This is a genomic window from Armatimonadota bacterium (assembly GCA_031081675.1).
GTDB lineage: Bacteria > Sysuimicrobiota > Sysuimicrobiia > Sysuimicrobiales > Kaftiobacteriaceae > Calidihabitans > Calidihabitans tengchongensis.
The window spans coordinates 9,434-21,491 of the sequence record JAVHLZ010000031.1 but is presented as its reverse complement, the minus strand read 5'-3'; the positions used below and the strand labels follow the sequence as shown (position 1 = coordinate 21,491).

13 protein-coding genes are annotated in these 12,058 nt (G+C 71.8%); 11 read left to right on the top strand and 2 right to left on the bottom strand.

The window, feature by feature from the left end; all coding sequences use genetic code 11:
- On the bottom strand, positions 1–1,242 hold the full coding sequence (locus RB150_10380; GenBank protein MDQ7820939.1) for an FAD-dependent oxidoreductase: 1,242 nt from the start codon (positions 1,240–1,242) through the stop codon (positions 1–3).
- 5 nt (positions 1,243–1,247) lie between these two features.
- On the bottom strand, positions 1,248–1,706 hold the full coding sequence (locus RB150_10375; protein MDQ7820938.1) for a hypothetical protein: 459 nt from the start codon (positions 1,704–1,706) through the stop codon (positions 1,248–1,250).
- 110 nt (positions 1,707–1,816) lie between these two features.
- On the opposite strand from RB150_10375, the gene RB150_10370 reads away from it, so the two are divergent.
- The 11 genes from RB150_10370 to RB150_10320 are packed head-to-tail and all read left to right on the top strand — an operon-like array spanning position 1,817 to position 11,816.
- Positions 1,817–2,593, top strand: coding sequence for a GntR family transcriptional regulator (locus tag RB150_10370; GenBank protein MDQ7820937.1), 777 nt, complete (start codon positions 1,817–1,819; stop codon positions 2,591–2,593).
- Positions 2,572–3,789, top strand: coding sequence for a hypothetical protein (locus RB150_10365; protein MDQ7820936.1), 1,218 nt, complete (start codon positions 2,572–2,574; stop codon positions 3,787–3,789). Before RB150_10370 ends, RB150_10365 begins: the two co-directional genes overlap by 22 nt.
- Positions 3,777–5,036 (top strand): aconitase/3-isopropylmalate dehydratase large subunit family protein, encoded by a 1,260-nt coding sequence (locus RB150_10360; GenBank protein ID MDQ7820935.1) that lies wholly within the window; start codon positions 3,777–3,779, stop codon positions 5,034–5,036. Before RB150_10365 ends, RB150_10360 begins: the two co-directional genes overlap by 13 nt.
- Positions 5,037–5,040: 4 nt before the next feature.
- A complete protein-coding gene (locus RB150_10355) occupies positions 5,041–5,547 on the top strand; it encodes a 3-isopropylmalate dehydratase (protein MDQ7820934.1) in 507 nt (168 codons plus the stop codon).
- Positions 5,544–6,062, top strand: a complete 519-nt coding sequence (locus tag RB150_10350) for an AbrB family transcriptional regulator (protein MDQ7820933.1) — start codon at positions 5,544–5,546, stop codon at positions 6,060–6,062. Before RB150_10355 ends, RB150_10350 begins: the two co-directional genes overlap by 4 nt.
- The gene (locus RB150_10345) at positions 6,059–6,538 is read left to right on the top strand and encodes an AbrB family transcriptional regulator (protein ID MDQ7820932.1); all 480 of its coding nucleotides are present in this window, start codon (positions 6,059–6,061) and stop codon (positions 6,536–6,538) included. Before RB150_10350 ends, RB150_10345 begins: the two co-directional genes overlap by 4 nt.
- 10 nt (positions 6,539–6,548) lie before the next feature.
- Positions 6,549–7,409, top strand: a complete 861-nt coding sequence (locus tag RB150_10340; protein ID MDQ7820931.1) for an isocitrate lyase/PEP mutase family protein — start codon at positions 6,549–6,551, stop codon at positions 7,407–7,409.
- Positions 7,410–7,412: 3 nt separating this feature from the next.
- Positions 7,413–8,837 carry an MmgE/PrpD family protein gene (locus tag RB150_10335; GenBank protein MDQ7820930.1) on the top strand — a complete coding sequence of 475 codons (1,425 nt, stop codon included), beginning with the start codon at positions 7,413–7,415 and terminating at the stop codon, positions 8,835–8,837.
- Positions 8,834–9,817 (top strand): tripartite tricarboxylate transporter substrate-binding protein, encoded by a 984-nt coding sequence (locus tag RB150_10330; protein ID MDQ7820929.1) that lies wholly within the window; start codon positions 8,834–8,836, stop codon positions 9,815–9,817. The genes RB150_10335 and RB150_10330 overlap by 4 nt, the downstream gene beginning before the upstream one ends.
- 24 nt (positions 9,818–9,841) lie before the next feature.
- The gene (locus RB150_10325) at positions 9,842–10,297 is read left to right on the top strand and encodes a tripartite tricarboxylate transporter TctB family protein (GenBank protein ID MDQ7820928.1); all 456 of its coding nucleotides are present in this window, start codon (positions 9,842–9,844) and stop codon (positions 10,295–10,297) included.
- 13 nt (positions 10,298–10,310) lie between these two features.
- On the top strand, positions 10,311–11,816 hold the full coding sequence (locus tag RB150_10320) for a tripartite tricarboxylate transporter permease (protein MDQ7820927.1): 1,506 nt from the start codon (positions 10,311–10,313) through the stop codon (positions 11,814–11,816).
- The last annotated feature ends 242 nt before the right edge of the window (positions 11,817–12,058 follow it).

Below are 12,058 nucleotides of genomic sequence, written 5' to 3'. Positions count from 1 at the left end.
TCAGAACCTGTCCACCCGGAACGGGTCGGCGGACACCCGCGGCGCCCGCCCGCCCACCAGGTCCGCCAGCAGGCGGCCGGTGCCGGGCGCCAGGGTGAATCCCAGGGTGCCGTGGCCGGTGGCCACGTACAGGCCGCCGACCCCGGGCACGGGGCCGATTGCCGGCAGACCGTCAGCGGTCAGGGGTCGGAAGCCCGCCCAGGCCCGCCCGTCCGCCGGCAACGGTGTGGCCAGGGCCTGCCGGGTCGCATCCAGGACCGCGCGGTAGCGCTGCGCGTTGATGCCCTCCACGAAGCCGGCCAGCTCCAGCGTGCCACCGATGCGCAGGCGACCCGGCAGGGGTGTGATCGCCACCCGGCGCTCCATGACGTACACCGGCGCTGACGGGGCGCCTCCATATCCCGTGAGGGTGGCCGAGTAGCCTTTGGCGGGCTCCACCGGCAGGCGGATGCCCACAGGCGCCAGCAGCGCAGGGGTCCACGCTCCCGCCGCCAGGACCACCACGTCGGCGGGCATCAGTCCGCCGGGGGAGACCTCGACGCCCCGCACAGCACCCCGGTGCACGGCCAGCCCGCAGACCGTGACGCCGGTGAGCACGCGCGCCCCGCGGTCCGCCACCACTTGAGCCAGCGCCCGGACGAAGGCGTGACAGTCCCCGTGGGCGTCGTCCTGGACGAACAGCGCCCCGGCCACCCGCGGGCCAAGGGCGGGTTCACGCGCGCGCGCCTCGCGAGAGGACAGCAACTCGACCCGGTACCCTTCCCGCTGCAGGGCGTCCGCTTCCGCGGCCGCGTGGCCAAACCCCGCATCGGTCACCCAGACGTTGAGCAATCCGGCGCGCCGGTAGCCGAAGGCCTCCCGAAGCGATCCGGGCAGGGACTCGTACAGCTCCAGGCTCCACCGCGCCAGCGCCCGCAGCGCCTGAGCGCCGCGATGGTGCGCACCCGCCCGGCAGGCCCGCACGAACCTCACGCCCCAGCGTAGAAACTCCGGGTCGGGACGGGGCCGCACGTAGACCGGGCTGTCGGGGCGCAGGGCCCACCGGGCAACCTGCGGCAGCACCCCGGGACCAGGCAGGGGTGCCGCGTGGCTGGGTGTGATCAGGCCGGCGTTGGCGTACGAACACCCCCCGCCGACGTCGCTCCGGTCCACCACCGTCACCTGCCACCCGTCCACAGTCAGGTAGTAGGCGGCGGCGACACCGACGGCGCCTGCTCCCACCACCACCGCACGGCCGGCCACAGTCGTCACCTCGCCGGAGCCGGGTTCAACCGCACCGACTGCCGCCGGCGAAAGTACTGGAGCGCAAAGCGGTCGCAGGCCGTCTCCGCTGAACCGGCACGCCCCAGGACCTCGTGCAGATAGTAGTGGTAGAACTCGTGGCAGTACAGATAGCGGATCACCTCGGCCCTGGTCCGGAACAGGACGGTGCGGTAGAACCACCGGAAGGCGAACACTCCGCGGCCGCGCCGGGACCCCAGGCGGCGGGCGCGATAGGCGATGCGCTCGCGAAACGGCCGGAACGGCTCGGGCACCTGCACCACGATGCTGCGGGTCTCATAGTCGCACAGGCCCGCCAGGTGCGGGCGCGTGCGGTAGCGCAGGAGCTTGACCTCCAGCCGATATCCCTGCGCTGGCGGCAGGCCGGCCAGGACGCGCCTGATGCGGGCGGCTGGCCAGCCCGGCAGGCTGCTGGAGATGACCATCGGGTGCGCCTGGGACTCCGCCGGGATGCGCGGCGGCGGAAGCTCCATCCGGGATGGTACTGAGCTTCCCCGTCGCTGTCAAAGCCGGCCCCTCCGGCGGCTCGGCCGGGTTGACACGCCGCGAATTTTGTATACAAAATTGTGTGGAAATCCACCTGAGCGGTCGGGAGCGTAACGACGTGCCCACCCGCGCGCCCACCATTGCCAGACGGTCCTCGGTACCCCTCCAGGAGCTCGCCTACTCCCGCCTGCGCGCCGACATCACCAACGGCGCCCTGCCTCCGGGAGCCAGCCTGCGGGAGGAGGAGCTGAGTCGGCACCTCGGCGTCAGCCGGACGCCGCTGCGGGAAGCCCTGCGGCGGCTGGCCGAAGAAGGGCTCGTGGAAGTCTCCCCCTATCGCGGGGCGCGGGTGGTCCGCCTGAATACCGACCAACTGGAAGAGCTTTTTGAGGCCCGCGAAGCCCTCGAAGGCATGGCAGCGCGGCTGGCCGCTGTCCGCATGCCGCTCTCCCGGATCCGGCAGATTCACCAGCGCCTCCAGTCCCGGCTGCGGGAGGTGGGCCGCCGGCCCGGAAAATACCACCCGCCCCGGCTGGACTTCCACCTGGAGATTCTCCAGGCCTCCGGGAACCGGACTCTGGCCATCCTGGCGGAGCGGCTGTATGCCCGGCTGGCCCTGGCGCGCGCGCTGTCGGGAGCCTTTCGCGAACGGGCGGAGCCGGCCGCCCGGGAACATCTGGACATCCTGGCCGCCATCCGGCGGCGGGACCCCGAGGCCGCTGAGCGGTTGATGCGCCGGCACATCCGGCGGTCCCGGGAGAACCTGCGCCGGTTCCTGAGCGAGACCAGCGCCGGCACCGCACCATGGACGCCTCTCCCCGACTGACCGCCGCCGTCACTCCTCTGGCCGGCGATGCCCGCGTCCGGTCTGCCTTCCGACTTCCTTCCCGGGTGGTGGTCTGCGACTGCACGGCCCGGGAAGGCGCGCAGGCCGCCGGGGTGAACTTCGGTCCGGACCTGAAGGTGGACCTGATCACCCTGCTGGATGAGGTGGGCGTCTCGCAAGCCCAGGTGGGGTACCCCGGCAAGTCCCCGGGCGACGCGGCGGCCGTGCGCCGGCTTCGGGAGCGGGGAGTGCGCATCCAGCTGGAGGTGATCGCCCAGGTCTTTGGCCCGGCCTGGCGCGACGAGGTAAATGCGGCCGTCGCCTGCGGCCCGGACATCCTCGATGTCCAGCTCCCCTGCTCCGACGCCCGCCTGCGGCTGCTCCACGGCATGACCCGGGAGGAGATGCGGGCGCGGGCGGAGACTGCCGTCCGGTATGCCCGAGGCCGGGTCCCGGTGGTGCGCTTTGCGCCTACCGATACGACCCGCGCGGATCTGGACTACGTGCGCGCCCTGTACCAGACAGCACTGGACGCCGGCGCCGACCGGCTGACCGTGGCCGACACAGCCGGCGCCATGTTCCCTCCCGCCATGCGCTGGCTGGTCGGCACCCTGGTCCGGGAGTTCGCCGTGCCCTTTCAGGTGCATTGCCACAACGACCTGGGCCTAGCCCTCGCCAACACCCTGGCCGCCGTGGAGGCGGGGGCCTCCATCGTGGATGCCAGCGTGAACGGACTGGGCGAGCGGGCCGGCCACACGAGTCTGGACGAGCTGGTGGTCACCCTGGAGGTCTTCTATGGGCTGGCGACCGGCGTCCGGACGGATCTGCTGTATCGCCTGGCCCACCAGGTGGCCGCGTGGTCGGGCGTGCCAGTGCCCGCCCACAAGCCGCTGGTAGGAGACCACGCCTTCGCCCACAAACTGGACGGTCACGTCCAGGGCGTGACCGCCCACCCTCCGCTGTACGAGCCGATCCCACCCGAGGCGGTGGGCAACCACCGGCGCATCGCGGTGGGCGCGTACACCGGCACCCACGCGCTTCGGGCCAAGCTCCGCACCCTGGGTCTGGAGGTGACCGACGAGCAGGCCCGCCGCATCCTGGCGGCGGTCGCCCCGACCTGGGAGCGAACGGGCGAGGTATCCGATGCGGCGCTGCTGGAGACCGCCGAGCAGGTCCTGAGATCATGGCCGGCCTGACGGTGGCGGAAAAGATCTTCTCCTCCCACGCCGGGGTCGAGGCGCGGGCGGGGATGCTGGTGACTGCGGGGGTCGATCTGCTGATGGCCCACGACGGCAACCGCCCCCTGGTCATCGAGACGCTGCGGGAGCTGGGATACGCGCGACCCCGCCATCCCGAGCGCCTGGTGTTGGTTCTCGACCACGCCGTCCCGCCTCCCACCGAAGTGGTGGCCAACATCCACGCCCGCATGCGGGCGTTCGCGCGGGAGCACGGGGCGCACCTGGTGGAGGCCGGGGATGGCATCTGTCACGTGGTGCTGCCGGAACGGGGTTTCGCCCGGCCCGGGCTGCTCGCCATCGGTTCCGACTCGCACACCACCACGCTGGGCGCGGTCAACTGCCTGGCCACGGGGGTGGGATCCTCGGACATGGCGCTGGCCGCGGCCACCGGCCAGCTGTGGTTCAAGGTCCCCTCCACCCTGCGGGTCGCGCTGGCCGGCGGCCTGGGCGACGGCGTGACGGCCAAGGATGTTGCCCAGTTCCTGGTCCGCCAGATGGGACTGCGCCGGGCGCTGTACCGCGCCCTGGAGTTCACCGGCTCCGGACTGGCAGGACTGGAGATGGACGCGCGGTTCACTCTGGCCAACGTCGCGGTAGAACTGGGCGCCAAGTGCGCCGTGTTCCCCGCCGACGACGTGCTGCGAACCTGGCTGGCCCGGCGGGGAGTGGATGCCTCCGGCGCCGTGGACCCCGATCCCGACGCCGCCTACGAGGACACCATCTCGGTGGACCTGTCGGCCGTCGCCCCCCAGGTGGCGCGCCCCCACTCGCCCGCCGACGTGGTGGACGTCACGGACGTGGAGGGGACGCCGGTGCAGTATGTGTTCATCGGGTCCTGCAGCGCCGGGCGGCTGGACGACCTGCGGGCCGCCGCCCGGATCCTGGCCGGCCGGCAGGTGGCGCCGGGGGTCCGGCTGGTGGTGGCCCCGGGCTCCCGTGAGGTCCTGCGCGAAGCGGTCCGGCAGGGGATCGCCGAGACGCTGGTGGCCGCAGGCGCGACACTCATTCCACCCGGATGCGGACCGTGCGCCGGCGTGTCCCAGGGGGTGCCCGCCGATGGGGAGACCGTGGTGGCCACCTCCCCCCGCAACTTCCGCGGCCGCATGGGCAACCCCCGGGCGCAGATCTATCTGGCGTCTCCGGTCACGGCGGCCGCGGCCGCGGTCGCGGGCGCCCTCACCGATCCCCGACGCCTGCTGGGGTGATGCCGTGATCCTGCGCGGACGCGTGCACCGGCTGGGTGACGACATCAACACGGACTACATCATCCCCGCCCGCTACAAGAGCCGGACCGAGGATATCGCGTCGCTCGTTCCAGTCCTGTTTGAGGACCTGGACCCGACCCTGACGGGGCGGATCCGGCCCGGCGACATTATCGCCGCCGGTGAGAACTTCGGCATGGGATCTTCCCGGGAGACCGCGCCCCGGCTGCTCCGTGCGGCGGGGATCGGCGCGGTCCTGGCCCGGTCGTTCGCCCGCATCTTCTTCCGCAATGCGGTGAACGTGGGGCTGCCGGTGATCGAGTGCGACACCGGGCCGCTCGCCGACGGCGATCAGGTGGAGGTGGATCTGGGCTGTGGTGAGATCCGGGTGCCCGCTCGGGGCGTGGCGATCCGCGCGGCACCCCTGCCTCCCCTGATGGCGGCCATCCTGGAAGCGGGAGGCATCCGCGACTACCTGCGCCGCCAGGCGGCAGGCGAGGGGGGAGTCCCGTGACAGGCCCCCTGGGCGTGGCGGTCGTGCTGGCCGTGGGAACCGCCGGCGGATACGTGGCGCTGCGCCTGCGGCTGCCCGCGGGGGCGCTGCTGGGCTCCCTGCTCGCGGTGCTGGCAGCCCACGCCTTGATCCCGGGCCTGCCGGCCCTGGACCCCCAGATCCGCCGCGGGATCCAGATCCTGGTCGGAACCGCCCTGGGCTCGCGGATCTCCCCGCAGACCCTGCACCGGTTGCGGCGGGTGCTGCCGGCGGTGGCGGTGGTGGTGGCCGCCACCGTGGCGGGCACCCTGGGGGGAGCCCTCCTGGTGGCCGGGCTGTTGCGCGTCGATATGGGCACCGCTCTGCTGGCCAGCACCCCCGGGGGAATGCCGGAGATGATCCTCATGGCCGACGCCCTCCACCGGGACGTGCCTCTGGTCACGGTGATCCAGCTGGTACGCGTCCTGCTCACCCTGATCGTGCTGGTGCCCCTGGCGCGACTGGTCACGGCCCGCCAGGGCGGAGAGCTGACATGAGGATGCTGATGACGCTGGCGGTCGGCCTCGCCGGCGGGCTGGCTGCCATGCGGCTGCACATCCCGGCGGGCGCGTTGGTGGGATCCCTGGCGGCGGTGGGCGCCCTGCGCCTGGCGGGAGCGCCGGTGGCCGAGATCCCTACGGGCGTGCGGCGGGCCGCGCAGATGATCGTCGGCGCGATGCTGGGGGTGTCGTTCGGCTGGGACGACCTGCCGGTCCAGCGGTTCCTGCTGCCTGCGCTGCTCCTCACCGCGCTGCTGTTCAGCCTGTCAGTGGCGGTGGCGTGGATCATCGTCCGCACGGCGCGGTGGTCCTGGACGGCGGCGGTGCTGTCCACGGCTCCCGCCGGGATGACCGAGCTGTCGCTGTCCGCCGACGCGCTCGGGCTGGACGCGTCGGCCATTGCAGCCCTGCACCTGATCCGCATCACCACCGTGGTTCTCGTGGTCCCGTGGCTGGTGCGGTGGCTCACGTGAGGAGGTGGCCATGAACACACGGGAGTGGCTGAAGCGGCGGCTGGCCGAGGGGCCGATCCTGCTGGCTCCCGGCGTCTTCGACCCGCTGTCGGCGAAGGTGGTCCAGCGCTGCGGCTTCGAGGCGGTGTACGTGAGCGGCGGAGCCATCTCCCGCAGCCTGGGCTTCCCGGATCTGGGGCTGGTGACCATGACGGAGATGCTGGACCGCATCGCCGCCATCTGCGAGGCCACCGATCTGCCGGTCATCGCCGACGCCGACACCGGGTACGGCAATCCCCTCAATGTGCGCCGCACCGTCCGGGAGTGGGAACGGGCCGGAGTGGCCGCCCTGCACCTGGAAGATCAGGTCACGCCCAAGAAGTGCGGCCATTACGAGGGCAAGGCGCTGATCTCCCGGGAGGAGATGGTGCAGAAGGTGCGGGCGGCGGTCGAGGCCCGGCGCGACGGCGTGCTGATCGTCGCCCGCACCGACGCCCGGGCGGTGGAGGGGCTGGAGGGGGCTCTGGCCCGGGCGCGGGCCTACCGGGAGGCGGGCGCCGACGTCCTCTTCGTGGAAGCGCCCCAGTCGGTGCAGGAGATTGAGGCCATCGCCCGGTCCCTGCCGGGACCGCTGATGATCAACATCTTCGCAGGGGGGAAGACCCCGGTGGTGCCCGCCCGCGAGCTGGACCGGCTGGGCTACCGCCTGGCGATCTATCCCGGCGAGCTGCAGCGGGCGGCCCTGCACGCCATGCTGGCGTGCGCCCGGCATCTTCGGGAGACCGGGACCGTGGACGGATTCGCGCAGGTGGTGTCATTCCAGGAACGGGAGGTGCTGGTGGACGCCGACCGCTGGGCCTCCCTGGAGGCCCGGTACGCGACGGGAGGATAGGGCATGACCACGCACAGGCACGGCAGAGTTCCGGCCACCCGGCGGCTGGCCGAATGGGTGGCGGGACTCAGATGGGAGGACCTCCCGGCCCAGGTCGCCGGCCACGTCCGGGCCGGGCTGCTGGATACCCTGGGCTGCGGCCTGTTTGGCAGCACCCTGCCCTGGGGCCAGATCGCCATCCGGTTCGTCCGCACCCTGGGACAGGGCAGCGAAGCCACGCTCTGGGGCGACGGGGGGCGGGTGCCGGCGGCCAACGCGGCGCTGGCCAACGGCACCCTGGTCCACGCCTTTGAGATGGACGATCTCCACACCACCGGCGTCCTCCACCCGGGCGCCGTCTCGGTCACGGCGGCGCTGGCGGTGGCCGAGCGGCGGGAGCGCGCCGGCGGGCCGGCCGTGGACGGACGGACTCTGCTCACCGCCCTGGTGGCCGGCTATGAGGTCGGAGCCCGCATCGGCCTGGCCTCGGGGTACGCTCAGCTGCGCCGCGGCTACCACCCCGCCGCCACCACCGGCGTGTTCTGCGCCGCCGCGGCGGCCAGCCGCATCCTGGGACTGGGCGCCGACGCCACCTGGGATGCCCTGGGCATCGCCGGCACCCAGGCCGCCGGGCTGATGGCCGCCCAGTACGGATCCATGGTCAAGCGCATGCACCTGGGGCGCAGCGCCCAGAGCGGCGTGTACGCCGCCGACCTGGCCGCGATGGGATTCCGGGGCGTCCGGGAGGTGCTGGAAGCTCCGTACGGCGGCTTTCTCACCACCCTCATCGGCGACGACAGCGGCCTGGAGTCGATCGTCGACGGACTGGGGGAACAGTTCGCCCTGCTGGGGACAGGGTTCAAGATCTACCCCTCCTGCGGGAGCTCCCACACCACCGTGGACGCCTTGCTGGCCATGAAGGCGCGATGCCCCGAGCTGGGCCCGGAGACGGTGGAGTCCGTGGACGTCCAGACCACCACCAGCACCCGCGACCATGTGGGCTGGCCCTACGCCCCCGACACGGTCACCACGGCGCAGATGAACCTGCCCTACACCGTCGCCGTCCTGTTGCTGGACGGCGGCCTCTCGGTGCGGTCGTTTGCCGACGAACGTCTGCGGGATCCGGCGGTCCTGGAGCTGTCCCGCCGCGTACGGGTGGTCGCCGACCCCGAGCTGGACGCCCGCGGCCGAGAGTACCGCCACGCGGCCCGGGTCCGGGTGCGGCTGCGGGACGGCCGGATGCTGGAGGAGTTCCGGGTCCACGCCCGGGGAACGCCGCACAATCCCGTGACCTGGCAGGAGCTGACCCGCAAGTTCTTCGACCTCGTCGGAGAGGTCCTGTCGGCCGACCGCGCTCGGCGCATTCACGAGCTGGTGAAGCAGGTCGAACTACTCCCGGCAGTGTCCCCGTTGACGGACCTGCTGGTCAGAGAGGAGGTCAGAGGATGAGCAGAGGATGGCTGGCAGCGGTGATCCTCGCCCTGGCGTGTGCCGGCGCCACCGTCGCGGTCGCGGGCCCGGCGTGGCAACCCACCCGGGCCGTAGAGCTGGTGCCCGCCGGCGACCCGGGCGGAGGTCTGGACCTGCATGCCCGGATCATCGCCGAGGTGTTCCGCAAAGAGAAGATCCCGCCCGCGCGTTTCATCATCATCAATATGGGCGGGGCCGGAGGAAATACCGCCCGATCCTACCTGGCCCAGAAGCGCGGGGATCCCCACGTGCTGGTGGTGGAGAGCAACCGGGCGTACCTGGCGGAGCTGCTGGGGACCACCCGGCTGCGGGTGAACCAGGACTTCCTGCCGGTGGTCCGCCTGACCACCGACTACGTGGTGTGGGCGGTGCGCAAGGACTCCCGGTTCCGCACAGCCCGGGACGTCCTGGAAGCCGTCCGGCAGAACCCTGGCTCGGTGAGTTTCGGTGTCGGCACGGTGCCCAGCAACGACCAGTTCCACATCATCCGGGCGGCCCAGTCGGTGGGCGCCCGACCCGCCCAGCTGCGGATCACGGCCTTCCGCGCCGGCGGGGACCTGATGGCCCAGCTGCTGGGAGGACATGTGGAGGTCATCTCCACCGGCCTGTCGGAGGCCATCACCCAGTTCCGAGCGGGCGAGGTGCGGTTGCTGGTGGTGTCGGCGCCGCGGCGGCTGCCCGGCGAGCTGGCCGGCGTGCCGGTATGGAAGGACTTCGGCCTCGACCTGGTCGTCGAGCACTGGCGCGGCGTCTTTGCGCCTCCGGGCATCCCGCCGGAGGCGATGGCCTTCTGGGTGAACGCGTTCGCCCGGATGCGACAGGCGGAGTACTGGGAGGGTCTGCTGCGCCGCTATAACCTGTTCGATGCCTTCCTCCCCAGCGACCAGTTTGCCCGGACTCTGGAGCAGGAGCGGGAGCGGGCGCTGACGTTGTTGAAGGAACTGGGAGTCGTCCAGTAACCGGGTCCGCGGCGGGGGAGTGCGATGGCAGGGGAGCGAGGGATGCGGGCGGGCCGGGCGTTCGCGGCCGCACTGGCCGTCCTGTCGGCCCTGTACGCCCTGGAAGCCTCCCGCATCCCCAACCCGCCGGCCCTGGCCGATCCCCTGGGGCCGCGGGCGTTCCCGCTGATGCTGGGCCTGGTGGGCCTGGGATTGAGCCTGGCCATCCTGCGGGAGGGCAATGGCGAGGGAGAAGTGACCGTTGCCCCGAGCACCCTGCGGGACCTGGGGCTGATCGCGGCGGGGATGGCGGCCTACGCCCTGCTGCTTCCCCGGCTGGGTTTTGTGCTCGCCACCACCCTGGTCCTGAGTGGCGGGTTCGCCTTCACGGGGGGCCGTCGTCCCTTCCTCCCCGCCATCCTGTTCGCCCTGGCCGTGTACCTGCTGTTCACCCGCGTCCTGGGAGTGCGCCTGCCTCCCGGGATCCTCCCCTGGGAGTAGGGAGGGAAGGACGGTGTTTACCTATCTGCTGGCGGGTCTGGTCGGCGCCCTGACGCCGGAGAACCTCCTCTCGGCGCTGCTGGGCTGTTTTCTGGGCACCGTGGTGGGCATTCTCCCGGGCCTGGGCCCGTCCACGACAGTCGCCCTGTTGATCCCGGTGGCCTTCGCCGTGCGGCCCGACACCATGCTCATCATGATGTGCGGCGTCTACCTGGGGGCCATGTACGGAGGGTCGTTGACCTCGATCCTGCTCAAGGTCCCCGGCGAAGCGTCGTCGGCCCTGACCGCCCTCGATGGATTCGAGATGGCGCGCCAGGGTCGCGCCGGACCCGCCCTGGCCATCGCCGCCGTGGGGTCGTTCATCGGCGGGACCCTCTCGGTCGTGGCCCTGACCGTCGTGGCGCAGCCCATCGCCCGGTTCGCCCTGCGCTTCGGCCCGTCGGAGTACTTCGCCCTGATGGTCTTCGCCCTGGTGATGTCGGCCACCCTCATCGGCCGCTCGCTGACCCGCGGCCTGCTGGCGGTGGTCCTGGGGGTCATGCTGTCGGTGGTGGGCTCGGACCTCCAGACGGGGATTCCTCGGTTCACCCTGGGCATTGACATCCTGCTGGACGGCATCGACATCGTGGTGGTCATCATCGGCATCTTCGGCGTGGCCGAAGTGCTGCACTTCCTCCTCCACGAGAGCCGGACCTTGCAGGGACGGCTGGCCATCCGCGGCCGCCTGTGGCTGTCCCGGGAGGACCTGGTGCGGTCTGCCGGCCCCATCGGGCGGGGCACGGCGGTGGGGTTTCTGGCCGGGGTCATGCCGGGATCGGGCAGCACCCTGGGCTCGATGCTGGCCTACGCCCTGGAAGGACGCGTGGGTCGCGCCCGCGGGCGACTGGGCACCGGAGCCATCGAGGGCGTGGCGGCCGTGGAGACGGCCAACAACGCGGCCACCGGCGGCGCGCTGATCCCCATGTTCACCCTGGGGATTCCCGGCTCGGGCACCACCGCCGTGCTGCTGGCGGTACTGCTCATGTACGGGGTGCAGCCCGGCCCGCGCCTGATGGTCGAGCAGGCGCAACTGTTCTGGACCGTGGTGGCGTCGCTGTACATCAGCAACGTCATCCTGCTGATCCTCAACCTCCCCCTGATTCCCCTGTTCGTCCGGATCCTGGACATTCCGGCCCGGTACCTCATGCCGGCCATCGGCCTGTTCGCCGCCGTCGGGGCCTACTCGGTCAACACCCAGGTCTCGGACGTGTGGCTGGTCTTTCTGTTCGGCCTGCTGGGCTACGCGATGCGCTGGGCGGGCATGCCGCCAGTGGCGCTGGTCCTGGGCATGGTCCTGGGAGACCGCCTGGAGCAGTCGCTGAGGCAGGCGTTCATCCTGGGCAACCGGTCGTTCGTTTTCCTGCTGCGGCCCATCACCTTGACCCTGCTGCTGGCCGCGGTGCTGGTCGTGGCCCTCGACGCGGCGGGCCGGGCGCGGGCGCGCCGCCGTGCGGTTCCCACTCCGGCCCCGCAGCCCTGACCGGCCCGGCGGCGACTCCGCCAGCCCTCGAGCAATGCTGAACAGATGCGGGAACTTCCGGGCCTCATAGGGTTGAGGCTCTCCGGACAGACTCCCGGCGGACTGCTTCCTGGCGGGCAGAGGTGGGGGCCCTGGCGGGCTACGCCTTCGCCCGATTGCGCTTCCCGGGCAAGGGGATATGGTTTCTGGCCTGCCTCTCGGTGTTCATGGTGCCTAGCCAGGTCACCCTGATCCCCGACTTC

Bases quoted from the DNA above. Each gene is read 5' to 3' on its own strand.
- RB150_10345 (MDQ7820932.1), top strand. From the start codon at position 6,059: ATGAGGATGCTGATGACGCTGGCGGTCGGCCTCGCCGGCGGGCTGGCT.
- RB150_10360 (MDQ7820935.1), top strand. From the start codon at position 3,777: ATGGCCGGCCTGACGGTGGCGGAAAAGATCTTCTCCTCCCACGCCGGG.
- RB150_10325 (MDQ7820928.1), top strand. From the start codon at position 9,842: ATGGCAGGGGAGCGAGGGATGCGGGCGGGCCGGGCGTTCGCGGCCGCA.
- RB150_10340 (MDQ7820931.1), top strand. From the start codon at position 6,549: ATGAACACACGGGAGTGGCTGAAGCGGCGGCTGGCCGAGGGGCCGATC.
- RB150_10330 (MDQ7820929.1), top strand. From the start codon at position 8,834: ATGAGCAGAGGATGGCTGGCAGCGGTGATCCTCGCCCTGGCGTGTGCC.
- RB150_10375 (MDQ7820938.1), bottom strand. From the start codon at position 1,706: ATGGTCATCTCCAGCAGCCTGCCGGGCTGGCCAGCCGCCCGCATCAGG.
- RB150_10335 (MDQ7820930.1), top strand. From the start codon at position 7,413: ATGACCACGCACAGGCACGGCAGAGTTCCGGCCACCCGGCGGCTGGCC.
- RB150_10365 (MDQ7820936.1), top strand. From the start codon at position 2,572: ATGGACGCCTCTCCCCGACTGACCGCCGCCGTCACTCCTCTGGCCGGC.